This is a genomic window from Bacillus sp. ISL-55, from assembly GCF_018613155.1.
In the GTDB taxonomy this organism is placed as follows: domain Bacteria; phylum Bacillota; class Bacilli; order Bacillales; family Cytobacillaceae; genus Mesobacillus.
In genome coordinates, this window is sequence record NZ_JAGGQU010000011.1 from 90195 (window position 1) to 116163 (window position 25969).

Annotated in this window: 25 protein-coding genes and 1 pseudogene; 9 read left to right on the forward strand and 17 right to left on the reverse strand. The window is 43.7% G+C overall.

Going from position 1 to position 25969, the window contains the following annotated elements; genetic code table 11:
- Positions 1-74 precede the first annotated feature (74 nt).
- Entirely contained in the window at positions 75-572 is a 498-nt protein-coding gene (locus tag J7E32_RS06575; RefSeq protein ID WP_214905364.1) for a hypothetical protein, read from the forward strand.
- Between the two features lie 41 nt (positions 573-613).
- Here J7E32_RS06575 and J7E32_RS06580 read toward each other — a convergent pair whose 3' ends face one another.
- Complete coding sequence (locus J7E32_RS06580) at positions 614-796, reverse strand: DUF3896 family protein (protein WP_286182820.1); 183 nt, start codon at positions 794-796, stop codon at positions 614-616.
- Positions 797-1119: 323 nt separating this feature from the next.
- Here J7E32_RS06580 and J7E32_RS06585 point away from each other — a divergent pair, with 323 nt between their 5' ends.
- Positions 1120-2565, forward strand: a complete 1446-nt coding sequence (locus tag J7E32_RS06585) for a DEAD/DEAH box helicase (RefSeq protein WP_214905368.1) — start codon at positions 1120-1122, stop codon at positions 2563-2565.
- A gap of 82 nt (positions 2566-2647) precedes the next feature.
- On the opposite strand, the gene J7E32_RS06590 is transcribed toward J7E32_RS06585, so the two are convergent.
- The 3 genes from J7E32_RS06590 to J7E32_RS06600 all read right to left on the reverse strand — a co-directional run bounded on the left by J7E32_RS06590 (position 2648) and on the right by J7E32_RS06600 (position 4807).
- Positions 2648-3514: a TRM11 family SAM-dependent methyltransferase gene (locus tag J7E32_RS06590; RefSeq protein WP_214905371.1), complete on the reverse strand. Its 867-nt coding sequence runs from the start codon at positions 3512-3514 to the stop codon at positions 2648-2650.
- Between the two features lie 151 nt (positions 3515-3665).
- On the reverse strand, positions 3666-3857 hold the full coding sequence (locus J7E32_RS06595) for a hypothetical protein (protein ID WP_214905373.1): 192 nt from the start codon (positions 3855-3857) through the stop codon (positions 3666-3668).
- An 80-nt stretch (positions 3858-3937) separates the two neighbouring features.
- Entirely contained in the window at positions 3938-4807 is an 870-nt protein-coding gene (locus J7E32_RS06600) for a cation diffusion facilitator family transporter (protein ID WP_214905376.1), read from the reverse strand.
- A gap of 469 nt (positions 4808-5276) precedes the next feature.
- On the opposite strand from J7E32_RS06600, the gene J7E32_RS06605 reads away from it, so the two are divergent.
- Positions 5277-7139, forward strand: coding sequence for an LTA synthase family protein (locus J7E32_RS06605; protein ID WP_214905378.1), 1863 nt, complete (start codon positions 5277-5279; stop codon positions 7137-7139).
- Between the two features lie 679 nt (positions 7140-7818).
- Here J7E32_RS06605 and rnjA read toward each other — a convergent pair.
- The 3 genes and pseudogenes from rnjA to J7E32_RS23300 form a co-directional block, all read right to left on the reverse strand.
- Complete coding sequence (rnjA, locus tag J7E32_RS06610; RefSeq protein ID WP_214905380.1) at positions 7819-9483, reverse strand: ribonuclease J1; 1665 nt, start codon at positions 9481-9483, stop codon at positions 7819-7821.
- Positions 9484-10163: 680 nt separating this feature from the next.
- Complete coding sequence (locus J7E32_RS23295) at positions 10164-10655, reverse strand: methyl-accepting chemotaxis protein (RefSeq protein WP_483297599.1); 492 nt, start codon at positions 10653-10655, stop codon at positions 10164-10166.
- Positions 10656-10700: 45 nt separating this feature from the next.
- Positions 10701-11084 (reverse strand): annotated as a pseudogene (locus J7E32_RS23300) (PAS domain-containing protein); the annotation flags it as partial.
- 160 nt (positions 11085-11244) lie between these two features.
- Between J7E32_RS23300 and J7E32_RS06620 the strand changes: the two are divergent.
- Positions 11245-11808, forward strand: a complete 564-nt coding sequence (locus J7E32_RS06620; protein WP_214905384.1) for a glycerol-3-phosphate responsive antiterminator — start codon at positions 11245-11247, stop codon at positions 11806-11808.
- A 141-nt stretch (positions 11809-11949) separates the two neighbouring features.
- Positions 11950-13605, forward strand: a complete 1656-nt coding sequence (locus J7E32_RS06625) for a glycerol-3-phosphate dehydrogenase/oxidase (RefSeq protein WP_214905386.1) — start codon at positions 11950-11952, stop codon at positions 13603-13605.
- 41 nt (positions 13606-13646) lie between these two features.
- Here the strand turns inward: J7E32_RS06625 and J7E32_RS06630 are convergent, their stop codons facing one another.
- Complete coding sequence (locus J7E32_RS06630; protein WP_214905388.1) at positions 13647-14093, reverse strand: DUF4385 domain-containing protein; 447 nt, start codon at positions 14091-14093, stop codon at positions 13647-13649.
- Positions 14094-14206: 113 nt separating this feature from the next.
- Here J7E32_RS06630 and J7E32_RS06635 point away from each other — a divergent pair, with 113 nt between their 5' ends.
- Positions 14207-14698, forward strand: coding sequence for a hypothetical protein (locus tag J7E32_RS06635; protein WP_214905391.1), 492 nt, complete (start codon positions 14207-14209; stop codon positions 14696-14698).
- Between the two features lie 76 nt (positions 14699-14774).
- On the opposite strand, the gene J7E32_RS06640 is transcribed toward J7E32_RS06635, so the two are convergent.
- Entirely contained in the window at positions 14775-16268 is a 1494-nt protein-coding gene (locus tag J7E32_RS06640; RefSeq protein ID WP_214905394.1) for an amidase, read from the reverse strand.
- A 186-nt stretch (positions 16269-16454) separates the two neighbouring features.
- Between J7E32_RS06640 and J7E32_RS06645 the strand changes: the two genes are divergently transcribed.
- Positions 16455-16832, forward strand: coding sequence for a hypothetical protein (locus J7E32_RS06645; protein ID WP_214905396.1), 378 nt, complete (start codon positions 16455-16457; stop codon positions 16830-16832).
- Between the two features lie 55 nt (positions 16833-16887).
- Here the strand turns inward: J7E32_RS06645 and J7E32_RS06650 are convergent, their stop codons facing one another.
- Both J7E32_RS06650 and J7E32_RS06655 read right to left on the reverse strand, forming a co-directional pair.
- Positions 16888-17751 carry a P-loop NTPase family protein gene (locus tag J7E32_RS06650; RefSeq protein WP_214905399.1) on the reverse strand — a complete coding sequence of 288 codons (864 nt, stop codon included), beginning with the start codon at positions 17749-17751 and terminating at the stop codon, positions 16888-16890.
- A 115-nt stretch (positions 17752-17866) separates the two neighbouring features.
- Entirely contained in the window at positions 17867-18325 is a 459-nt protein-coding gene (locus tag J7E32_RS06655) for a DUF305 domain-containing protein (RefSeq protein WP_214905402.1), read from the reverse strand.
- Between the two features lie 319 nt (positions 18326-18644).
- Here J7E32_RS06655 and J7E32_RS06660 point away from each other — a divergent pair, with 319 nt between their 5' ends.
- The gene (locus J7E32_RS06660; protein WP_214905405.1) at positions 18645-20138 is read left to right on the forward strand and encodes a peptide MFS transporter; all 1494 of its coding nucleotides are present in this window, start codon (positions 18645-18647) and stop codon (positions 20136-20138) included.
- 290 nt (positions 20139-20428) lie between these two features.
- Positions 20429-21385: a calcium/sodium antiporter gene (locus J7E32_RS06665; RefSeq protein WP_214905407.1), complete on the forward strand. Its 957-nt coding sequence runs from the start codon at positions 20429-20431 to the stop codon at positions 21383-21385.
- A gap of 51 nt (positions 21386-21436) precedes the next feature.
- Here the strand turns inward: J7E32_RS06665 and J7E32_RS06670 are convergent, their stop codons facing one another.
- From J7E32_RS06670 to J7E32_RS06695, 6 genes are all read right to left on the reverse strand, one after another.
- On the reverse strand, positions 21437-22414 hold the full coding sequence (locus tag J7E32_RS06670) for a bifunctional NUDIX hydrolase family protein/GNAT family N-acetyltransferase (protein WP_214905410.1): 978 nt from the start codon (positions 22412-22414) through the stop codon (positions 21437-21439).
- Between the two features lie 117 nt (positions 22415-22531).
- The gene (locus J7E32_RS06675; protein WP_214905413.1) at positions 22532-24058 is read right to left on the reverse strand and encodes an AbgT family transporter; all 1527 of its coding nucleotides are present in this window, start codon (positions 24056-24058) and stop codon (positions 22532-22534) included.
- Between the two features lie 240 nt (positions 24059-24298).
- Positions 24299-24940 (reverse strand): 2OG-Fe(II) oxygenase, encoded by a 642-nt coding sequence (locus tag J7E32_RS06680; RefSeq protein ID WP_214905416.1) that lies wholly within the window; start codon positions 24938-24940, stop codon positions 24299-24301.
- Between the two features lie 230 nt (positions 24941-25170).
- On the reverse strand, positions 25171-25410 hold the full coding sequence (locus tag J7E32_RS06685; protein WP_214905419.1) for a hypothetical protein: 240 nt from the start codon (positions 25408-25410) through the stop codon (positions 25171-25173).
- Positions 25407-25589 carry a hypothetical protein gene (locus tag J7E32_RS06690; RefSeq protein ID WP_214905421.1) on the reverse strand — a complete coding sequence of 61 codons (183 nt, stop codon included), beginning with the start codon at positions 25587-25589 and terminating at the stop codon, positions 25407-25409. The genes J7E32_RS06685 and J7E32_RS06690 overlap by 4 nt, the downstream gene beginning before the upstream one ends.
- Positions 25574-25720 carry a hypothetical protein gene (locus J7E32_RS06695; RefSeq protein WP_214905425.1) on the reverse strand — a complete coding sequence of 49 codons (147 nt, stop codon included), beginning with the start codon at positions 25718-25720 and terminating at the stop codon, positions 25574-25576. The genes J7E32_RS06690 and J7E32_RS06695 overlap by 16 nt, the downstream gene beginning before the upstream one ends.
- Between the last annotated feature and the right edge of the window lie 249 nt (positions 25721-25969).

The window sequence follows — 25969 nt, forward strand, 5'->3', positions numbered from 1 at the left end:
ATCTGATATAATCATATCTAGATTCATCCATATATTGGTCGCCTGTTAAGCGACATTTTAAGGAGGCTGGCCACATGCTGGATAAAAAGATATTGGCAGAGTTACAGGAGTATATCGATCAGAATCTGACGATCATCCTTTATGAAAAGTCCGCACAAATTGAGGATCTTGTCCTGGAGAGTATTTCTCCTTTAGAAATCGAAACGTTCATAGCGCAGAAACGGAAGCCGACATTGCAGAAAGTGCTGTTTGATTTTATCGATAAAAAGGGTACCGCTTCCGACGCTGATATTTATAAAAAAGCCGGAATTGACCGGAGGCATTTTTCCAAAATACGCTCCAACCCTGAGTACAGGCCAAGCAAGAATACGGTCATTGCACTCGCGCTTGCGCTTGAATTGAACAAAAAAGAAACCGACAAGCTGTTAAGCTCTGCCGGCTACTCTTTGTCAGACAGCGAAACATCTGACCTCGTGATTCAGTTTTGCATTGAAAGAAAGGTCTATGAAATCCATCAGGTCAATTATGCATTGGATTATTTCAGCCAAAAGCCATTGGGCGGAGTCTTATAAAAACAGCCTGGAGGAAATTGAACCTCCAGGCTGTGTTTGTTTTAATGTATGCTAGTGCCGCGCTCAAAATGGTTCATGCAAGTCAGCTCGATAATATAATCGTAGTTTGCAATGGCTCTCTGAAGTTCGGTTTTTTCATCTATAGACAGGTTTGGATTCTGCATTTTATTTACCAGTTGCATCTGCAATGCTTCTAATTGTGATTTGACTTCTTGATAGTTCATGTCCAACACCCTTTCATGAAATGAAATCGCTTTCTTTCTTATCATTATTATATATCAATAACCCCTTTGGGTATCGGTGGATTTATTGATAATTTGTGAAACTTTTATTAGGAATCAGCTTTTACACACAGCCTCAACTTTATTTTCTTCAGCACAGTTTCATCAGCTGCCTGAGAGTTCACAGGCTTTCCTTTATTAAATAAAAGTCGATTAATCAGGCGTTTGAAGTATAATGAATACTATTCAGTTTATGCATATGATGGTTCGTTGCGAGAATCCTATATATAAATAAGTGGGATAATAAAATAAAAAGAGGTTTTTATATGAGTAGAAGAAGTTTTGACGATTACAACTTAAGCGACGAAATTAAACGCGCCCTCACAGTGTTGAAATATGAATCGCCAACAGAGGTCCAGGAAGAAGTCATTCCGTTAGCAATGGAAAAACAAGATCTTGTTGTTAAATCCCAGACAGGAAGCGGAAAGACGGCTTCATTCGGAATTCCCATTTGCGATATGGTCGAATGGGAGGAAAAAAGTCCACAAGCGTTGATTCTCACTCCAACCAGGGAGCTTGCTGCTCAAGTTCGTGAAGATATCACAAATATCGGGCGGTTTAAACGAATCAAGGCGATGGCTGTTTACGGGAAGGAACCTTTTTCAAAACAAAAGGAAGAATTGAAGCAAAAAACTCATGTCGTCGTTGGAACCCCTGGCCGTGTGATCGATCATATTGAGAGAGAAACACTCGTTTTAGATAAAGTAAAATACCTGATCATCGATGAAGCAGATGAAATGCTGAACATGGGGTTCATTGAAGCTGTTGAATGGATCATCGAAGAACTTCCTCAAGACAGAGTAACGATGGTTTTTTCTGCGACCTTACCTAAGGATGTTGAAAATCTCTGCCATAAATATATGAAGGAACCAGTTAATATTGAGATTGCTTCTACCGGCATTACGACAAATACGATTGACCATATGTTGATTGAAGTGAAAGAAGAGGATAAAATCTCCCTTCTTAAAGATATTACGGTTGTTGAAAATCCTGACAGCTGCATCATTTTTTGCAGGACGAAGGAAAATGTTGATACAGTGTTTGCGGAGCTTGAGGATGCCAATTATTCCTGCGAAAGACTTCATGGCGGCTTAGAGCAGGAAGACCGCTTCGCCGTAATGAATGGCTTCAAGATGGGGAATTTCCGTTATCTAGTGGCTACCGATGTTGCTGCGCGCGGCATTGACGTCGATAATGTTTCGCTTGTCTTAAACTATGACGTTCCTATGGAAAAAGAGGGGTATGTGCACCGGACAGGCCGAACGGGGCGTGCTGGCAACAAAGGAACAGCGATTACCTTTGCTACACCTTATGAAGGAAAATTCGTCAAGGCTATCGAACGATACATTGGCTTTGACATTCCTGTCACAGAAGCTCCGAGCAAGCAGGACGTTGCAAGAAACCAGGCTGCTTTCGATGAAAAAATCAGCGGGCGCCGTGTGGTTAAAAACAACAAGACAGCCCGAATCAACCAGGATATTATGAAGCTTCATTTTAGCGGCGGCAAAAAGAAGAAGCTCCGCGCCGTCGACTTTGTTGGAACCATCGCAAAGATTCCGGGAGTAACGGCAGACGATATCGGCATCATCACGATCCACGATACAATGTCCTATGTAGATATCCTGAACGGCAAAGGCTCGCTTGTCATTCAGGCAATGGAGAATGCAACGATCAAAGGAAAGAAGCTTAGAGTCAGCAAGGCGATTAAATAGAACAAAAAAACGTAAGCACTGAAGCTTTATATCTACACAAGAAAGGACGATTATGACATGCATAATCGTCCTTAAATTTATCCTATTTTTTACATACAATGATCTCGCGTTCGAAGTTCCCTTTTCTCACGACACAGCGATCAGCAATTTTAAAGCCGGCATTTCCGATGATAGAGTCAATGGGTTCAATGGTAACGATGACGACTTTATCAGCGAATTTGTATGTGCTTTGCAGCATCTCGAGCTGCTCTTCGGCTGTGATGACCGAGCACAGATTGTACGGCATATCGATTATCGCCACATCATAGCTCCCAGTGACCTTGCGGATGTCCTTAAACGTCACTTCCGTTTCATAGCCAAAATGCGCGATGTTCTCCCTCGTTCCAGGCAGTATGAGCGGATTGATATCACTGGCAACGATGTCGATCCCCATTGACAATGCTTCCACCACTACCGTTCCAATTCCGCAGCATGGGTCAATCGCTTTTACTCCAGCTGGATCAGGAACGGCAATATTGGCAACGGCTCTTGCGACACGGGTGCTCAAGGAAGTTGAGTAGCTATGCGGCTTCTGCTGATGGTTCAGCCAGACCGCTTCACTGCTGTGGTATTCACCAAATACCCAACGCTCGTTTACATTCATGATCCCTAACAGCACATCTGGATTTCCAAAATCCGGCTCTCCGGGAATTTGCAGACCCACTGCCCTCTCGATTCGGCGCCTCTCCTCAAAATCCACCTTTTCAGGACCTGCCACTTTTACATGCATGACTTTAAAAGTAGAGCCATTCAAGTCAATTTTCTTCACTTGCTGAATTAGATCCTCAAATTGCTCACCTTCAAGGATGACATCCATACGTCCCCTGATAAAAGGACTCCTGCTTGGTTCTATTTTCACTGAACTCTCCAGTGTAGTTAACTCTGTATCGAAACCAAAAAACGAGCGCATTTCCAGTTCGCACAACTCTTTTTCTTCACCCGGAAAAGCGTAATTATATATAAAAGACTTAGGTTCAAATTTAGTAAATTCCAATCAATATCAGTCCTTCCGAAGTAAAAAACAGCTTTTATCCATTCTATAACATATAAATAAAAATGACTTACCCCTTGGGCAAGTCAAGTGCTTGGTATGCGTGCTGATACTTTCCGCCTTCAGCTACTTCAGAATGATACAAAGCCTTAAGGGCAAAGCTTTTCTCCAGATCATATTCTTTTATCAAACTGGATAAGCGCGTTTGCAGTTCTGGGTTATCCTTAATCAACTGTTTCATCTGTGATTTTACAAATTTCATCTATGTTTACCTTTACCTTTCGAAATCTAATAGTTCCGTTAAGTATAGCATGAACAAGTCTATAGTCGTTCATTCCTTGATCAGTCCGGCTCTACATGTACATGGACATCATATATATTGTATTCTTCCATAAGCTTATCTTCGACCCTCGTCGAGATATCATGAGCAGTACTGATGTCGAGGGTAGGTTTTACTGTGATAACGCAATCAACGACAATATTGTTACCATAGCTTCGTGCCTTCAAATCTTTAATTCCCTTTACACCGGGAATATTACAGATCGTTTCGTTATATTCTTTAATTAGGTCTACATCAAAGCCGTCTGTCAGCTGGTGGGATGCTTCCCGGAAGATGTCCCAGCCTGTTTTTAAAATGAGTGCGCCAACGATGAATGCCGTTACTGGGTCGAGCCACGGCAAACCGAATTGGGAGCCGATGATGCCAATGGCGGTACCAATACTCACCCACGAATCGGACAGGTTATCTTTAGCCGCGGCCATGACCGAATGGCTTTTTATTTTGCGTGCGAGGTTCCGGTTATAACGATACACGAAATACATTATCAAGGCAGAAAATAATCCTGTCCAGGCAGCAATAAGATCTGGTGCCTCGGCAGTTCCTTCAAAAAATGATGTGAAGGCGCTGGTTAAAACCTGGAAACCGACGAGGATGATGATGAAAGAGGCTACCATTGATGCGACCATTTCCGATTTCCAGTGTCCATAAAGATGGTCTTCATCCGCAGGTTTTTGTGACAGCCTCAATCCAATGAGGACGGAAATCGAGGCAAAAATATCGGTTGTATTGTTCAAGCCGTCAGCCTTTAGTGCTTCGGAATCACTGATAAAACCTACAGAAAGTTTTAAGGCAGAAAGAATTATATAAGCGAGGATACTGATCATCGCTCCGCGTTCGCCTAATTTCAAATTGGAATAACGTTGTTCATTCATGGTTTGGCCTCCATTCAACTGCTAGAACATTTTAACAATCAAGGAGTGAGTGAGTCTATAGCAACCTTTTTACCCTTGTCCATTTTATTGACAGGGTTGCAAAAAAGTTTCCCAAGGTAAAAATAAAAGCGTAAGCGCCTTGGTCAGCCCCGACAAGCGCTGGAGGGCCGACCGGTGAAGTCGTTCTTTGACTTCATCGGTCGGACCGAAATCGAAAAGTATNNTTTCGGAGTTTCTAGGAGGCGCCACTAGACAAGCGACTCGAGGGGCTAGGCGCTGAAGCTAGACACTAATCTAAGTATAAAAGTTTTTTCTTAACCAAAAGAAATAGAAGTAATTACCAGAAACTTTTCCGTGGTTAAATACGTACTAATAAATATCGGAAAATTACGCGATTAGCGGCACCGCTACAAAACTACTTTCATTTGTGGTAAAATGTAAACTTCAATAGATTCCTAGGAGGGATTGCATGGGGACAAAAAAGAACATGTCCATAAGTTTCGTAATGATTGCCATTGTCCTATTATGGCTTAAAACCTACACCGTTTATAAATTTAAATTTGATATAGATATTGAAAATAAAATGCAGGAGTTTATCCTGTTCATTAATCCTTTAAGCTTCCTTATGATCGTCCTGGGCCTTGGGATCTTCATGGCAGGCAGGAAGCAGAAAATATTTGTCGTAGCGACTAGCTTCATTACATCCTTTATTCTTTACGCAAATGTTGTTTACTATAAGGAATTCAGCGATTTCATTACGATTCCGCTGTTGACTCAGACAAGCAATATGGGGGATTTAAAGAGCAGTGTCGGCGAATTGATCGGCTGGACTGACATCATTTATTTTGCAGATGCCCTTTTGATACTGGCTTTAGCTCTGATAAAGACGCCTAAAGTTTCTTTTAAAAAGTACAAAAGCGTTTATGCTGCTGCCTTCTACTTCAGTGCAATCGGCCTGGCATTCTTCAACCTTGGTCTTTCAGAATCCGAGCGTCCTGAATTGCTGACTCGTACATTTGACAGGGAAATCCTTGTTAAGAATATCGGCACGTACAATCACCATATTTACGATGCGTACCTGCAAACCAAGACAACTGCACAAAGAGCTTTAGCAGATGGCAACCAGCTGACTGAAATCGAGAACTATACACGAGCTCAATATGCAGCTCCTTCTAAAGAAATGTTTGGAGCAGCTAAGGGAAAGAACATTATTGTCGTTTCAATGGAATCCACACAGCAGTTTGTCATCGGACAGAAAGTGAATGGCCAGGAAATCACGCCATTCTTGAATGAGTTCATTAAAGACAGCTATTACTTTGATAACTTTTACCATCAGACGGCACAGGGTAAGACGTCTGATTCCGAATTCTTACTGGAAAACTCTTTATATCCGCTTGGACGCGGAGCAGTATTCTTCACCCACTCAGGAAATCAGTACATGTCACTTGCTGAAAGGCTGAAGGAAAATTCTTATTACACAGCGAAGCTTCATGCGAACAATAAGAGCTTCTGGAATCGTGACGTAATGTACAACAACTTCGGCTATGACCGTTTCTACTCATTGCCGGATTACGAAGTGAACGAAGAAAACTCTGTTGGCTGGGGCATGAAGGACATCGAGTTCTTTGACCAGTCAGTTGAACATTTAAAAGCAATGCCTAAACCGTTCTTTGCTAAGTTTATTACGCTGACAAATCACTTCCCTTTTGAACTGGATGAAGAAGACAAATTCATCGATGAGTTTGATTCAAATAGCGGAACCTTGAATCGCTACTTCCCAACCGTCCGTTATACAGACGAAGCGTTGAAGCTCTTCATCGAGGACTTGAAAGCTGAAGGACTTTACGAGGATTCAATCATCGTAATCTACGGTGATCACTACGGTATTTCCGAGAACCATAACAAGGCTATGTCCCAGTACCTCGGAAAAGAAATCACGCCATTTGTTTCAACACAACTGCAGCGTGTGCCAATGATCATCCACATTCCGGGTCATGAAGGAAAGACGATCTCAACCGTTTCTGGCCAGATCGACCTTCGCCCGACACTATTGAACCTTGCTGGAATTGATACGAAGCAGGACATCCAGTTTGGAACAGACCTGTTCTCCGAGAAGCAGGATAACTTTGTTACCCTAAGAGACGGCAGCTTCATTACCGAAGATGTAGTCTACACAAAAGGTGTCTGCTACGATAAGGCCACAGAGGAGCCGACAGACGGTGCGAGCTGTGAACCATACATCGAGCAAGCCAAGAACGAGCTAAGCTACTCCGACCAGATTATATATGGAGATTTGCTTCGATTTTATGAAAAAGAGGAACAACAAGAATAGTAATTGAGAACCCCACTGATCAGTCAGTGGGGTTCTTTGTGGATTTGAGGACTTGATATGCCTCATTATGTACGAACCCGGCATCACTTCGGACAAAATCTCAGGAAAGTGCTGCTGTTTTGTCTGAACATGGTATCACTTCGGACAAAATCTCATGAAAGTGTTGCTGTTTTGTCTGAACATGGCATCACTTCGGACGAAATCTCAGGAAAGTCCTGCTGTTTTGTCCGAACATGGCATCACTTCAGACAAAATCTCAGGAAGGTCCTGACTGTTTTGTCTGAACATGGCATCACTTTAGACAAAATCTTGAGAAAGACTACCCTTTTTGTCCGAACCTAGCTTCACTTCAGACAGAATCTAGTGAAGATGACGCTCTTTTGTCTGAACATGGTATCACTTCAGACAAAATCTCAGGAAAGTGCTGCTGTTTTGTCTGAACATGGTATCACTTCAGACAAAATCCGGTGAAGGTGACGCTCTTTTGTCCGAACACGGTATCACTTCGTACAATATCTAGTGAAAAGTGCTGCTCTTTTGTCTGAACATGGCATCACTTCGAAAAAAATCTTGTGAAAGTGCTGCTGCTTTGTCTGAACTCGGTACCACTTCGTACAATTCCTCGTATTTTAAAATCATATGATGCACAAAAAAACGCCCCATAAAGGAGCGTTTCGCATTAGACTTCCATAATAATCGGCAAGATCATTGGCCTTCTGCCCGTCTGGCTATACAAGAACGGATTGACGACGTCGATGACAGCCTTTTTGATGCTAGACCAGTCCTTCGTGCCGCCCGCCAGCTCTGTTACAATTTTATCCTTGATCAATTCTTCAACATTTTTCATCAAGTCTCCAGATTCCCTGACGTAAACGAATCCTCTTGTCACGACTGTCGGCTTGTTGACAAGCTGCTTTTTCTCGCGATTGATCATCATAGTGACGATTACAAGTCCATCCTGGGACAGGACTCTTCTGTCTTTTAACACGATATGTCCAATATCGCCGATGCCGCTGCCGTCAACATATACTGGCTGCGCTGGTACTTTACCAGCAACCTGTCCGCCTTCAGCAGATAGTTCCAGTACATCTCCATTGTCTAAAATGAAGCAGTTTTCAGTCGGGATTCCGCATTGTTCCGCGAGTTTTACGTGCTGGTTAAGCATGCGGTACTCACCGTGAATTGGAATAAAGAATTTCGGATTAAGCAGTTTGATCATCAGCTTCTGTTCTTCCTGCTTTCCATGACCGGAAGTATGGACTTCGCTGATTTTATGATGGATGATTTCTGCACCAATACGATGCAGCTTATCAATCACACGGTTTACGCTGATCGTGTTGCCCGGGATCGGCGATGAAGAAAATACAATCGTATCTCCAGGAATGACAGAAATTTGTCTGTGCGTTCCATTCGCGATTCTCGCAAGGACCGCCATCGGTTCACCCTGGCTTCCCGTACAGATAATCGTCATCTCATTGCTCGGAACCTTCCCAATTTCATTGACACTCACGAACGCTTCATCAGGTGCAGAAATATAACCCAATCTGCGGCCAATCTCAAACGTCTTTTCCATGCTGCGGCCAACGATGGCCATTTTCCGGTTATACTTTAGTGACGATTTCACCACTTGCTGGATCCTGTCAATGTTCGATGCAAACGTCGCGAAAATAACGCGGCCGTCCACAGTCTGGAAAATATCTTCGATTGCTTCGCCGACACGCTTTTCTGATACCGAGAAACCTGGCACTTCACTGTTCGTACTGTCTGATAAAAGGCACAGCACTCCCTCACTGCTGATTTCAGCAATTTTCTGGAAATCAGTGCCCGCGCCAACCGGCGTCAGGTCAAATTTGAAGTCACCAGTGTGGACAATGTTCCCTTCCGGAGTCGTAACGACAACACCGAATGAATCCGCGATACTGTGAGTAGTCCTGAAAAAACGCACCTTGATATTCTGGAATTCGACGACTGTATCATTGTTGATCTGGTGGAATTTAACGCCCTTGATTTTGTGCTCCAGCAACTTGGACTTAATAAGTTCAACAGCGAAATCACCGCCATAAATTGGCGCTTTTACATCCTGCAGCAAAAATGGCAACCCGCCGATGTGGTCCTCATGGCCATGCGTCACGAAAATCCCGACCAGCTTGTCCTGGTTTTGCTTCAAATAAGTGTAATCCGCAAGCACATAATCAATCCCGAACAATTCATTATCGGGAAACTTGATTCCGCAATCCACTAACACCATTTCATTTTTGTATTCGATTACATACGTATTTTTTCCGATCTCACCAAGACCGCCTAAAGCGAAGATCTTAAGATCCTTTTTCAATTTCGTTTCCATAGTTCAACTCCTGATTCTTTGTACAAATATAATTTTAATTCCCACGGGAATTTAACATCCATTTCCATATTAAAAGTAATAATCACACACTTTTAGGCTTAAAACCTTTTAAAAGCCCTGATACTGCAGAAAGAAGGTTACTTTGAATAGCAACAATCAATGCCTTTTTAATAATAGTATAATGAAGAAATTGGTTGGAGAAAGTAGGGGTTTGAAGTTCTTAAAATATACCATAAAATAAGCGTTACAACAAATAATGCTGTCCCTTTTAGTATTAGACGTGTATTTAAGGAGGAAAGTTGCTAAGAAGGATAAATTTTCGGTCCTGAGGTTTCTAAATGTTATTTTGGGAAGCGCAGCGGCTCTGCTTTAACCATTTTCCTTGGCAGCTGCATAAAGATTCTTTGTATTTTGACCTTTTGTCGGTGGTTTACTTCATTTGTGCTTATAGGAAAGTTCTATGTGACCATTTCTCGGCTAGCCACCCTATTTGGGCTTATAGAATTTTCCTATGGGACCTTTTGTGGAATTAAGACTTCTTTCGGGCTCATAGCAGGAACAAATAGTACCTTTTGTATATCACATCAGCTTGGGACGCATAGACAACCTTTATGAATTTCCCTTACAACCAAACTTAAAAACACCGGCATCATATCAAATGATGGCGGTGTCCGTATCTCTTACAATATGTCCTTGAACGTCTTTGCCTGCTGGTCCAATTCGTGGGCGGCGCTGCCGATTTCTTTGAAGGCGCTTACTGCTTGTTCATTGAGTTTCTGGTTGTTATTGATCCCATTTTGCGAGCGCTGGGTGGCTTCGTTGATTTTTGTGATTTCGCCTGTTATGCCTGCGATGTGTTCATTGACTTCCTGGATGGAATCCTGGACACGTGTGGCGAGCTTTCTCACTTCTCCGGCAACGACATTAAAACCTCTTCCATGTTCTCCGGCTCTTGCCGCTTCGATGGCTGCGTTCAGGGCAAGCAGGTTGGTTTGTGCGGCAATTTCGCGGATGGTCTGGACGATGCTGCCGATTGATTTGGCCTGTGATTTTAGTGTTTCCAGGATCTCGAGGTTTTCTCTTGATTCCTCTGCCAGCCTAATGGCCGCAGTCGATGCCTCTTCACTTCTCGCAATGCCCATTTCTGCGCGCTCACTCAGATTTTCAGACATCTGCTGAAGCTGCTCGGCCAGTCTGGTCGTATTCAACTCGCGCTGTGTTATGTCCGTGGCCACTTTTACCACACCCGCAACTCTTCCTGCAGAATCGTAAACCGGTGTATATGTAGCCTCCAGCCAAAGCAGTTGCCCTCTTTTCGTGACTCGCTGGATTTTTTCCTGAAAGCTTTTGCCGTTGCGCAGGTTTCTCCATAATTCTGTGTAGGCTCTGCTTCCGGCAAATTCTGCAGTACAAAACTGCTTATGCAAAAGTCCCGGCATTTCATCTACTCGATAGCCCATTGTCTTCGCAAAATTTTCATTCGCCCAAAGCACTTTTCCATCCGGGTCGAACTCAATCATCGCCAAAGACCTTTCAATGGCTGTCAGGACGGCGTCTTCTTCAAAAACCTGTGTGCTCTTCTTTTCCACTTTAATCTGCATGTTGTCTCCTCACCGACATTTGATATATAACTTTGTTACTATCGTACTAGTCTTTAGGCTCTTCGACAATTATGAATATGCTTTGGTCCTCTGCGCCATAGAAAAAATCAAACGCCTCATGTTAAGATAATTGGTAATCTAATTGAAGGATGGGATTATTTTGGATCAAAAAATCTTGCCCGCATCTTCGAACATGAAAGAGTTTGAGCAGTTTCTTGAAAGCCCTTTTGAGATCGGAGTCATGCTGGAAGTGCATATCGCTCAATTGAAAAATATCAATGCGATGGCGAAACGCTATGGCAAAAAAATGATCTATCATGTGGATATGATCCAGGGCCTGAAGAGTGATGACTATTCGACCGAATACCTTTGCCAGGAATACAAACCATATGGCCTTATTTCAACAAAATCGAGTGTCATTTTAAAGGCTAAGCAAAAAGGCGTGCTCGCTGTTCAAAGGGTGTTCCTGATTGATTCACATGCACTCGAGAAAAGCTACAAACTCATTGAAAAAACGCGCCCTGATTATATTGAAGTTTTACCAGGAGCGATGCCCTGGATGATCAAGGAGGTCAAGGAACGCGTCAATATTCCGATATTTGCAGGCGGCCTGATCAGGACACCTGATGAAGTGAAAAACGCATTGAATGCCGGGGCTGCTGCCATCACCACATCCAAAAGGGAGTTGTGGGAAAATATTCAAATTCAGAATTCCGACACATGAAAATACCAGGTGTCTGTGATATAATGATTACAAGTTAATAAATCGGGTAGGAGAAATGGAGAGACCACGATAACATTACGGCTTTTGGGCGATAATGTTGTTTGTGGTCTCTCTTTTTTCATATTCAAGGAGGCGTATCGTATGAGATTCTCAAATCTCGACCGTAAAAATATAGTATCGAAACTGAAAAATGAAGCATTTGATGTGCTTGTGATTGGCGGCGGAATTACCGGTGCAGGAATCGCGGTGGATGCCGCAACAAGAGGAATGAACATTGCCCTATTGGAGATGCAGGATTTTGCGGCCGGCACTTCAAGCCGTTCTACAAAGCTCGTGCACGGCGGACTCCGATATTTAAAACAATTCGAAGTGAAAATGGTCGCTGAAGTCGGCAAGGAACGTGGGATTGTATATGAAAATGGCCCGCATGTCACGACACCGGAATGGATGCTGCTCCCTTTCCATAAGGGCGGAACATTCGGCAGTTTTAGTACGTCCATCGGCCTGAGAGTGTATGACTTTTTAGCAGGCGTCAAAAGATCGGAACGCAGGAAAATGTTCAGCGCGGCTGAAACTTTGGCAAAGGAACCGCTTGTGAAAAAAGAAGGATTGAAGGGCGGCGGACATTATGTTGAATACCGTACCGATGACGCACGCCTGACTATCGAGGTCATGAAGCAGGCTGTTGACAAAGGCGCAATTGCATTGAACTATTCCAAAGTTAAAAACCTTGTATATACGAATGGAATTGTGTCAGGAGTAGTTGTCGAGGATCTTTTAACAGGCGAGGAATATGAAGTTCATGCTAAAAAAGTGGTCAATGCTACCGGCCCATGGGTTGACGGCATCCGCGAAATGGATGACTCAAAAAAAGGAAAAACACTGAAGCTGTCAAAGGGTGTCCATATCGTCATCGATCAATCACGCTTCCCGCTCAAGCAAGCGATTTATTTTGACACACCTGACGGCCGAATGGTGTTCGCTATTCCACGCGAAGGCAAAACATATGTCGGCACGACAGATACTTTTTACAATGAAGACCCAATCAACCCAGGGATGACGGAAGAAGACAGAAGCTACCTTCTAAAAGCGATTCAATATATGTTCCCGGATGTGAAGGTGACGGAAAAGGATGTAGAATCCAGCTGGGCTGGCGTCAGGCCGCTGATCCATGAGGATGGCAAGGCGCCTTCTGAAATCTCCAGGAAAGATGAAATCTGGGAATCAGATTCAAAACTGATCACCATTGCTGGCGGTAAATTGACTGGCTACCGAAAGATGGCGGAAACGATTGTCGACCTGCTAGCTGAGAAATTCGCTAAAGAAGACGGACTCAGCTTTCCAGGATGCCAAACGAAGAATTTGCCGATTTCAGGTGGAGATGTCGGCGGTTCCGCAAACCTTGACTCTTTTGTGGAAAAACAGCTTGAAGCAGGCATGAGGGCTGGATTCACAAAGGAAGAAGCTCGCCGTCTGGCATATCAGTATGGATCGAATGCCCCAACAGTGTTCCAGTTAGCAGCTGAACACAAAAAGGAAGCAGATCATTATGGCCTGCCATTGGAGTTGTTCTCAAAATTGATCTATGGCATCCAATATGAAGCGGCAGCAACGCCAGTCGACTTCTTTAACAGGCGCACAGGAGCGATTTTATTCGATATCCACATTGTGCATAACTTCAAGGAAAATGTTATTAACTTCATGCGTGACCAATTCATCTGGAGTGAACAGCAAACAGAAGCCTTTGCTTTAGAGCTTGAAGGAGCCTTAAATGAAGCGGTCATTCCTGTAAAATAACGCAAAGCCCCTGATGCATTCCAGTGTATCAGGGGCTTTTTTCATCCATATTTCTTCTGGTGTTCCTTTTTCATCTCAAGATATTCTTGATCGGTTCTGGCCAGTTTCCATTTTTCCATGAAGATTGCTGCTGATTCGGCCTTCACTGGATCATTCTGCCTTTCTTTTACCTTGCCCTCGTCATCATATTTCCTGCCGCCCTTGTAGTTAGTATAGAGGCGGGCGCGAGTGTAGCCCATTTGCAGGAATTTCCTTGCCATATCCATGCCGACAAAATCATTTTTCGCTTTGTAATCGAGGAACATCCCATAAATTTTTTCGGACGACTCCCTGGCGATGTCTGGTGTCTTGAAACGCCAATGTGGCAGGATTTCACTTTTATAAGGTTCGACCAGCAGAACGCCTTGTTCTCCCCTGCCCACTCGATACAGCTCCGGCTGCTCTCGGAAATCAATTTCATCAAAATCGAGGTCATAATTGAAAGGCATTTTACCATTCCTTTTTGGATATTGTTTACCCTTTTATTCCGCTGAATAACAGGCACCGATGTGATCCGCACGAATACACTGTAGGCATGAGTACTATGAGTGGAGTGAGGAAAATGGTGAAGTATCAGCCTTTCAGAGGAGTCGTAACGATGATCAATGATTTTTTGATTACACCCTCCGGAGAAAATGAAGGTTGCTATACATTGATGTCGGTCATCGATGGAACAGGAAGACAAGTGAATTTTGTGGTTGAACCGAAAACCTATTTCGTCGACCAGGCAATGGTTAGGATTGGTGACCAGGTGACAGGTTATTATGACGCCGATGCACCTGTGCCGCTGATTTATCCGCCACAATACCGGGCTCTCGTCATGGTAAAAGAAACTCCCGGCCAGAATGTGAAAGTTGATTTTTTCAACAGCCAGCTGATCAGCATTGATGGCATGCTGAAGCTGAATCTATCACCCGGGACACCCATTTTATTGGAAAATGGCCAGAGATTTACAAAAAACCCCGCAAACAGGAATTTGATCGTGGTTTATGGTCCATCCACTTTCAGCATCCCGGCGCAAACGACACCTTACAGAATTATTGTTCTATGTTAAAAAAGAGGCAGCCGCAGCTGCCTCTTTTCAGTATTGCCAATGGTTTGGCGACTATTAATCAAACGTTTGATTAAATTTAATATAATGGGTTTTCCCTTACATCCTGCCATAATTCAAATCCCTCAAGCTCCCCTGCCAATTGGAAAAGCAGGTCCTCTCTCCCTCTTGCTGTCATCACCTGCACACCGACTGGTAGACCGTCTTTTGTCTGATGCAGCGGCAGCGACACCGCTGGCTGTCCTGTCAGATTGGCTAGCTGAGTGAAAGGCGTTCGGGCGAGATTTTTTTGTGCAATCTGATCTACGATTCCTGCCTTTTTCAATACGCTGCCGAGTCCGAGCTTGCCGACAGTACTGATCAGGAACTTTTCAGATGATGACGGCTCGAGTTCTCCGATTTTCGCTGGCGGATGGGCAGTTGTCGGTGTGATGTAAAAGTCATAGGTTTCATGGAAGGTTTCCATTTGCAGGGCTGCCCGATCCCATTCTCTTAAACTTAAAACGAATTCTTCTGCTGAGGTAGCCTTGCCGAGCAAACCGAGAAGCCAGGTCGTCGGCTCCACATCAGCGGCAGTCGCTTTTCGGCCAAGCACGTCCTCTAACGATGCTAAAAGTGCTGCTGTTTCTCCGAAGTACATTGTCAGGTAGCTTTTCGCAATTTTGTCACCGTCCACAGGTGCGTCCACTTCTTCAACTCTATGTCCCATCGCTTCAAGCAGCCGGACGGTTTTCAGGACACCCTCCCTGCAATCTGTATCAACCTCCGTTCCAATCGGCGATTTTACCGAAAAAGCAATCTTTAGCTTTTTACCAAGAGGAGTTGCTGCTGCTGTTAGATAGCTGCCTTCAAAAGGCGGAGCAGAAAATGCGCCTGCTTTTTCATGACCGTGAAGAACATCAAGCATTGCCGCGCTGTCCCTGACTGTACGTGTAAGGACATGTTCTGCAGAAGCACCCTGCCATGCCCGGCCATAATTCGGCCCGACCGGAGTACGGCCGCGGGTTGGCTTCAGTCCGAATAGCCCGCAGTAGGCTGCAGGAATCCTGATCGACCCGCCTCCATCATTTGCACCGGCAATTGGGACGATTCCAGCTGCTACGGCTGCTGCAGAACCGCCACTTGAACCGCCTGGAGTATGATTGAGATTCCACGGATTGCGCGTCGGTCCGTAATGAGACGGCTCAGTCACTGCGACTAGCGCAAATTCGGGCACATTCGTCTGGCCAAGGAAAACCACACCTGCCTTGCGCAGTCTTCTTGTATATTCAGAATCTACTCTAGCACGGTAATTTAGAAACGCCTTTGAACCAGCAGTAATTGGTTCCCCTTCAATTTCCTGCGAGATATCCTTGAGAAACATCGGGACTCCCGCAAATCTGCCTGTCAGCTCTTGACTGGCTGTCTTCTTTGCTTGGTCATACATCTTATTGATGACTGCATTCAACTTTGGATTCAATGAATCTGTTAATGAGATTGCCTCCTCAACAAGTTCCAGAGGCTGAACCTCTTTTCTTCTGACCAACTTCGCCAGGCCAAGTGCGTCATAGTCTTTATAATTGAAACCATCCATCCCTCTCACCACCGTCTATGTTTTTAAATCTACTTTCTCTAAAAATATTAAAAATCCTCTTAGGTTATTCCTGTATAAAATAGGTTTGAAAACGGATCTTTGATAGATTCCCTAAAAAATCACATCACCGCAATGAGTTGAATAGCCTATTAAAAATGATTTCATCATGAATGGAGTGTAATTCTTATGACATTCAATCCTCTAACACCTGGTATTTTCGGTCCTGGTGGTGGTGGCGGTCAATGGGTAGGACCGGGCGGGATTGGCCCTATTGGACCTGGACCTTCGGGGCAGCCTTGGGGTGGACCTCCTGGACAATGGGGACAGCCTTGGGGCGGACCATTCCAACCACACTGGCCTCCTGGCGGTCCATCACCATCAGGTCACTGGCCTATTCCCCATGGACCAGCCCCATCCGCGCAGCCTTGGGGACCTCACGGGCAATTCAACACACACGGCAGTTATCAGCAATGCATCAATAATTGCTTTGCAACTTATGGCAGTAATGACCCACGCTATGAGCAATGTGTATTTAATTGCATGAGAAAATTCGGATTAAGGTGATTTTGCTTCTATATAAACTAGTAAAATGGGCTCGATCCAATCGTGATCGAGCTCTTTAGCTTAGATATTCCTCAATCCTAATTTTTTTCACGGTTTCTTTTCTCAAACTCTCCTTATGGTTTACCAAGTTAAACTGCGTATTATCCAGGATTGATACAGGCATAGTCAGTTGTTCTAGGATCTTGCATTCAAGTTGCTGCCTCGCCTTGAGCACTTCGATCGTACCTTCCAATCCTCTCAATCCTTTTTCGGCCCCGTAACCTTGGGACGTGTAATAATTGACAAACCCATTAAACCAGTCATCCGGCCTTTCTGCCACTGCTTTGCGGAAAGATTTCTCCAGATCATCCTGTTTCACGTATACAAGCAAAGGATTCAATATCATAACAGCCTTGGCAAGCTCTTTTACATAATCAGTGGTCTCTTCTGCTTCAGCTCCATACTTGACCATGCCTACTGTCACAGGGTTCTGGATAAAACAACACTCAAAAATATATACCTTCTCTTCGGAAGGCGCTTGTTTCGCAAACTCTTCCCAACTTTCGGAAACGACTGCGATATTTACTTCAAATGGCAGTTCATATACATCTTTCTTGGAAATGGTGGCAAACAATTCGCCTGGAAAACCACTGCCTAATTCATTCTTCATTTTCATATACGGCAGCAGACGACGCCCCCTCTTTACGGTCACCCATTCCTGAAAAATCTTGCTGAGACTGCCGCTCTCTATAAGAAGATCTTCAAATTCTTCTTCTGTAAAATAAGCAACACCCTCATAGTCGGCTGGATGATCTAAGTTACCTTCCATGTAAAGCTCTGCATTCACACCCTGTTCTATGAGGATGTCATGGATCAATCTCGCAGTTGTCGATTTTCCTGAGCCAGGAAGGCCCTCAACTAAAATCAATTTCGATTTCATATTATGCACTCCTACAATTCTCTTCCTCACGATAATTCTCCAGACACGGGTATATATCCTTTTAGCCGCAAAAAAAAGAGAGCCTAATCAGATCGATTTAAGCTCTCATCGGTTATTAATTTTCTTTCTCTTCAAGGTCCTTTATCAATGTCTTCATTTCGCCAATCTCTTTTCTTTGTGCCTTGATAATCTCGTCTGCAAGTTTTCTCACGCGAGGATCCTCGATTTCAGCACGTTCACTTGTCAGGATAGCGATCGAGTGGTGCGGAATCATTGCTTTCATCCATGATGTATCATCAACGGTTGTCTGGCTGCGTACAAGGAAAAGCGAAATTGCAATCAACAAGGCACTTCCGGCGAATATTCCGGCGTTCACTTTCTTATTTGTATACATTTTAAGCATGAAAGATAGCATGACAATTGCCATCACACCGCCCATAATCAAGGCCATGTAAAGCCTCGTTTCGCTGAAGAATACATGGTCAATGCTATAAGTATTCAAATACATGAGAATGAACATGATGACCGTGGAAGTCAGTACCATCAGGGCAAATCTGCCGTAATTATTTTTCATCCTGCTCTCTCCTTTTCTTTAATAAGGCTGTTATTCTACGAATACCCTGCTGGCTAATAAATATTCTTCCACCTGATTGTTTATCTTTTTGTGCAAAGGGGTAAATACGGTTTGGTGCACCATGGTAGATTTTTACTAATTTAACTGATTATTTAATGATTTCTTATTAGTTCAATAATTTTCAATACACTTTCTTTTTGTGTGTAAATCACCAAAAAACCTTATACATCAATACTTTAGGACATTCCTTCCTAAAATTGTTTTTGACAATTCACACACCAAAAAGTATTCTAAGATAGAAAAACAGGGAGGGGTAACCATGTCAAACCTAAATAGGCAGAAAATTGTGGACAGTGTCCCGCAGACTGGATTCTTCGGACATCCTAAAGGCCTATTCACACTTTTCTTCACAGAGTTTTGGGAGCGCTTTTCTTACTACGGAATGAGAGCAATCCTCGTATTCTACATGTATTATGAAGTTTCAAAAGGCGGATTAGGCCTTGATGAAACACTCGCATTATCCATTATGTCCATTTACGGATCGCTCGTTTATATGTCTGGTGTCATCGGAGGATGGCTAGCTGACCGTATTTTCGGTACTTCTAGAGCAGTATTCTATGGTGGAGTTCTCATCATGCTTGGACATATCGCTCTGGCAATTCCCGGAAGCATAACCATGTTCTTCGTCTCTATGATCCTGATCGTCATCGGTACAGGTCTATTGAAGCCAAACGTATCGACTGTCGTTGGTGAAATGTACAGCGAAAAAGACACGCGACGCGACGCTGGTTTCACGATCTTCTACATGGGCATTAACGCTGGTGCATTCCTTGCGCCACTGATCGTTGGAACAGTATCTAAGGCTTATAACTTCCATTTCGGTTTCGCTATTGCCGCAATTGGTATGTTCATTGGACTAGTTGTTTTTGTTCTGACAAAGAAAAAGAATCTTGGACTTGCTGGTACTGCAGTGCCAAATCCGCTATCAGCTTCTGAGAAGAAGAAGACAGCCATGATTTTCGGGATTGCAATTGTTGCAATCGGTATTTTAAGTGCTATTTTAATTCCTGCTGGACTTTTAACATTCGAAAGCTTTATTAACCTTGTAACGATTCTTGGTATCTTGATTCCGACTGTGTACTTTATCGTCATGTACCGCAGCCCGAAAACAACAGAAGTTGAACGTTCACGCGTTCTAGCATATATTCCTTTATTCCTGGCAGCTGTCATGTTCTGGGCAATTCAGGAGCAGGGATCAACCATTCTTGCCAACTATGCGGACAAGCGTACGCAATTAGAATTCGCTGGAATTTCCATTTCTCCAGCATGGTTCCAGTCATTGAACCCATTATTCATCATCATCTTTGCACCGATTTTCGCAGGATTCTGGGTGAAGCTTGGCGACCGCCAGCCATCAATTCCTAAGAAGTTCTCATTCTCATTGATGTTCGCTGGTCTTTCATTCCTTGTCATCCTGATTCCTGGATACTTCACAGGTTCAGATGCACTTGTCAGCCCATTATGGCTTGTACTTAGCTACCTGATCGTCGTATTCGGTGAATTGCTGATCTCACCTGTTGGTCTTTCAGCAACAACTAAGCTGGCACCTGCTGCTTTCTCTGCACAAACAATGAGCCTTTGGTTCCTTGCAAGTGCTGCAGCACAAGCAATCAACGCACAGATCGTTAAATTCTACTCTGTTGAAACAGAGATGGCTTACTTCGGTACGATCGGTGGAGCATCCATCGTACTTGGTATCATCCTGTTCATCATGTCTCCGAAGATTCAAGGATACATGAAAGGTATTAAATAATTTTCCGACAGTAAGAAGACGGTTCCTCCATTAGGAGGGCCGTCTTTTTTTTAATATCAGAATTTATATAATTTCACTTCGAGAATTGTCCAGCTTCAGCGCCTAGCCCCTCGAGTCGCTTCGGTCCCCCCAATGAAGTCAAAGAACGACTTCACTGGTCGGCCCTCCAGCGCTTGTCGGGGCTGACCAAGGCGCTTGCGCTTTTCTTAGCATTTAACCTATAAAAATTTTTATTTAAATCCTTTTTTTGTTATGTTGTAAGCAATAATCTTTCGTGGAGGGATGGGAAGTTGACCTATATCCTTTTAGCTGTCGGTTTCGCCTTACTTATAAAGGGAGCGGATTATTTCGTCGAAGGTTCATCTAAAATTGCCACACTGCTCAGGGTTCCTCCCCTGTTGGTTGGTTTGACGATTGTCGCTTTTGGAACAAGTTCACCTGAAGCCACTGTCAGTATCATTGCCGCCATGGAAGGCAGCAGCGAGGTTTCACTCGGGAATGTCATCGGGAGCAATATCTTCAACATCACGCTTGTTGTCGGCATCACAGCAATGATTAACCCGCTTGCAGTCGAAACAATGACCATTCGTAAAGAAATTCCGTTCACCCTGCTGGCAAGTGCAGCTCTGGCAGTGGTCGCCAATGATATTGCACTCAATTTGGCAGACATCAATTTAATTGGCCGGAGCGAAGGCTTTATCCTGCTCCTCTTCTTTATGATTTTTCTGTATTACATCATCGAGGTTGCCTTGAATAACCGTGAACCAGCACCCGCTGTGGCTGCAGTAACTAGCAGGGGAACTTGGGGGAAAAACATTCTCTTTACGCTTGCAGGCCTTGCGGGGATTATCTTTGGCGGTGACCTGGTAGTTGATAATGCAACCGAAATCGCCCTAACACTCGGGATGAGCGAGACTCTTGCTGGCCTGACGATTGTTGCCGTCGGTACCTCATTGCCTGAATTGATTACATCGATTACAGCCGCTTTGAAAAAGAAAAGCGAAATCGCACTCGGCAATATTGTCGGAAGCAATATCTTCAACATCCTATTCGTACTGGGGACATCCGCGACCATCGCACCACTCGCTGTCAACGATAAAATTTTTACCGATATTGCCTTAATGATTATTTTGACAGCAGTCCTGTTGATTTTCTCAAGATCGAAATTCAAGATTTCAAAAGTCGAGGGAGCCATCCTTGCAGGCGTTTATATTGCCTATTTGGTATATATTATTTTCCGGAATTAAAAGAATCGAAAGGGCCTGCCTTATTGAAAGCAGACCCTTTTCCTTTATCCTCTATATACTCTCAATTTTGTTTAAGTTTGAGTCTTTTCGATACGTGATTAACGTCAGGTGATCGTTAATGACTTTTAAATCTCCGGTGCGGGTATACCCCATCTTTTCATACAAGTAGCAGTTGCGCTCCTCTGTCAGAATGGTATCCAGTATCCATGCATCTGCTTCAGGATACAAGAGCTCCAGCATTTTCATGACTTCCTGGGCAATGCCTTTATTATGGTATTTTTCCAGGATGTTGATGATATGCAGCCTCATCAACCCAGGTGATTTTTCATATACATGGACGCTCCCTGCAAGTTTACCTTCAAAGAGAATTTTAAAATAATCGCCGCGTTCAAACCTTGATAAAAATCTCTCTATCGTTTGGGTAACCGGGCTGGTTTCATGATCCTTGTATTTTTTATATAAAGGCATGAATACTTCTTTTTGCAGAGCTAAAAGTTCGTCGGCATCATCCACTGAAGCTTTTTTGAGAGCGATACTGGAATTGGCCATCTCAAATAAAAGGTCAAAATAGTTAAACGGAATGAACTGACCTGTCTCTGCCAATTCCCTTATCTCCGCTTCACTTGCCCATTTTGCATCGGCGACTTCTTCTTCTTGAAGAAGCAAATCCTCAAGCGCGACATTTTGCCTGACGAGCCAGATATCATCGAAGCCCTGCGAAAATTTCACCGTGAATATTCTTTCGCCTTTTTCAATATCGAGGTCGATCCCAAGCTCTTCCTTTACCTCCCGGATGGCTGCCTGTTCACTGTCATCTCCTAATACCGCAGAACCCGCAGCTGAGCAGTCCCACATGTTCGGAAAACCAATTTTCCAAGGCTGTCTCTTCTGGATCAGAAACTGGCCATCATCATTGATGATCCAAACATGGACAACAAGATGATAATCCCCCGCCTTCATTTCTTCCCCTCTTTTATGTATGCGATCAGTCATATGCCTGTATCGATCGTAAACATTCCATAGTTCCATGGAAGTCACCTCCCCTTTAATTTTGTTCTATAATTATACAGTTCAATTGAAAAATTCGGCAGATATTTTTCCATAAAAAAGAACCCAAGCAACGCAGCTTGGATTCTTTCGAAATTATTAAGGCATATAAATGGATGAACCAGGACCGATATCGATACCAAACAGCATCCAGATGATCAACATTGCTACCCATGCGATTGTCAGGGCGATTGAGTACGGAAGCATGGTTGCGATCAGTGTACCGATACCAACCTTCTTGTCGTATTTTTGCGCAAAAGCGATGACGATTGCGAAGTAGGGCATCAATGGTGAAATGATGTTCGTAGTTGAGTCAGCGATACGATAAACCAGCTGAGTGAACTCTGGTGTGTAACCGATTTGCATCATGATCGGCACGAATACCGGCGCCATGATTGCCCACTTAGCAGATGCACTGCCGATGAACAGGTTGATGAAACCGGAAATGACGATGAACGCCAGGATTAACGGAATTCCTTTGAAGCCTGTGCTTTCAAGCAGCTCTGCACCGTTTACAGCCAGTACAAGTCCAAGGTTTGATTCCTTGAAGTAGGCAACAAATTGAGCGGCAACGAACGCAAGCACGATGTATGAACCCATCGTTGCCATCGTATCAGAAAGCTGACCTGCGACATCCTTGTCATCCTTGATTGATTTCGTGATTCGGCCGTAGACAAAGCCTGGTACGAAGAAAAGAATCAGGATGACTGGGACTAGTGAGTGGAAGAATGGAGCATTGATAATGTTCTCTTCCCCACCGCGAAGTGGTCCCCATTCAGGAACAACAAGCAATGCAATGCCGATCGCTGTGATGATGATCGAAATCAAAGCACCCCATAGACCTTTCTTCTCGACAGCAGATAAATATTCAACCTCTTCTTTTACATCACCTTTGAATGTACCAAGACGTGGTTCAACGATTTTATCTGTTACCAATGTTCCGACAATTGTGATCAAGAATACAGAAACAACCATGAAGTAGTAGTTCATTGCATAGTTGATGTTTTCAGCATAGGCCGGATCAAAAATGGCAGCAGCATCTTGCGTCAGTCCGCCCAAAAGCGGGTCCAATGAAGTCAGAAGCAGGTTCGCACTGAATCCGCCGGATACACCAGCGAAGGCTGCAGCCAAACCAGCAAGCGGATGTCTTCCAAGACCTGCGAACAAGACTGCACCAAGTGGAGTCAAGACTACATATCCAGCGTCAGCAGCCATACTTGACATTACGCCGCCGAAAACAAGCGCAGCAGTCAATAATTGCTTAGGAACGGATGTAACAAGACCGCGCAATGCAGCACTGATCAATCCAGTACGTTCCGCAATCCCAATCCCCAGCATCGTCACAAGGACTGTTCCCAGCGGAGCAAAGCCGGTGAAGTTGGTGACAGCACTTTCAAATAGATAGGCGATCCCTTCCTTGCTTAACAAGTTCTTAACTGTTAAAAATCCCCCTTCATTCATAGGGTCTGCCACTTTTACACCCATCGCCGAGAAAACGGCAGATAGCAAGACGACCATCACGGAGAAAATTGCAAACAGCGTGACCGGATGAGGCAATTTATTTCCCACACGCTCAATCACATCGAGTGAACGCAAAATAAAACCTTTTTTATTAGTCGTTTCCAAGAGAGGACCTCCTTAAATTAATATAAATATTCAGACAAATAATAGCATAAGACTTTTAACATTATAGATGGTGTCTACGGTAATATAAAGAGGAAATCTATAAGGCGGAATAGTAAAATTGTTAGTAAGATTCAGAAGCAGTAGAGAGGCTAAATAATAGGGGCTGGAAGGATATTGAACCACTTCAATAGAGTAAAAGGTTACAAAAAAAGAAGCATGCTCATCATGCTCCTCCATTCGCTATTTCACACTCTTCCTTCTCATCCACTGCGTCGCCGCCCATTTGTCGCCGATCACGACTGGCGCTCCACCATGCAGGGTCAAGTCGTTGAGAGTTTGATTTTCATAGAAATATTCAAAATACACAGCCATGCCCTTTTGCGGGGATACAGCAAAATTAAGTTTAGGGAAATAAGTTTCCCCTCCCTGCTCGACATCGTTCAAATACATGACCAATGTGCTGATCCTTGGGTTGCTGACATTTGACGAGAAAAAGTCAAAATGTGCCTTGTACTCCTGGCCGATTTTATAATTCAAGATTTGCAGGCCTTCTCCATGTTCGTTCGGAATGCCCATAATTTGTGAAATTCTTTTTTCAACTCGCGCAACAACGTCATTTTCAGCTTCTTCAATAAACGTGCTGCTGCTCGTCCTGAGCTGATCAACTTCGCGGGTATTCCCGATTTTCGACCGCTGCAGCTTGTCCTTTGACAGCTTCATAAGCTCGTCGCACTCTTCGTCACTAAGTACATTTCCCAAAATGACGATCAATGGTTCTTCCATTCTAGCAATAATGTTGATTTCACGGTCCTCGGTTTTGATTTTGTTTCCGATGTGATTAAAAATCGTTGGTTCTTTAACAGTTAAATCAACAGCATCCATTATCAACTTTCATCAACCTCTTAATAATTAAATTTTTCCGAAAATTAGATTGATATATAACCGAAAGCATCATTCATTGTTTATGTTCCCTTGTTTCCTCCTGTAATTCAGAATGGATGACAAAACCGAATCTCAAACTCTATTCAATTTTCAATTTATTTTACAACGCGGAAAGGTGTTTTACTATCTTTTTTTATACCCAAATAAAAAAAGAGAGCAGTATACTCTCTTTACTTTTCCAAGCGCATTATGAGGAAGCCTGCATCCGAAAAAGCCTTTCGCAAGATTCTCCTAGCTTCATCGTGTTCCCAGAACAACGCTGTATCAAGAGTAATCGAGCCACTCTCCAATGCGTCGGAGACATCAAGTAGCTCCTGTTTAAGCTCAGGATCGTCTGCTGTTAAAATAAACCTGTGGACAGAATCTAGATATTGCTCAAGTAAATCCGATCCGGGCGGTTGCATCATCATTTCAATTCCCCATCCTTTTGCTGTGCCAATCGCTTAGCTTCTATCAGGAATTCCTCATTTGTTATATCTTTCTCAAGAACTTTCCTGACTAGTTCTGTATGCTTTTCTTCAACTTTGAATCCTGACAGCTCCAATGAAGCTTTTGCACTCCTCATCGCCTTTTCTATCGAATCAGCCATGAGACAGCCTCCCCTCCTACTTCTCCCGTAAACCACGGTATGAACTGTACAGCCACAATGAAAATTAAAATAGCCAGCAGCATACTAATCACATGGCTGAAAACGTTCTTTACGAATTTTTCACGATCCATTGTATACTCTCCCGTCTCTTCAAGATCAAAAAGCGCAAGCGCCTCGTTCAGCCCCGACAAGCGCTGGAGAGCCGCCCAATGAAGTCGTTCTTTGACTTCAATGGGCGGCTCGAAATCGAAAAGTATAGCCGACTGTCCAGAAACGCAGAAACTGGAGACTCCGACAAAGAAGCGCTTTTTGCTTCTGCCGGCGGAGTTGAAGTTTCGGAGTTTCTAGGAGGCGACACTAGACAAGCGACTCGAGGGGCG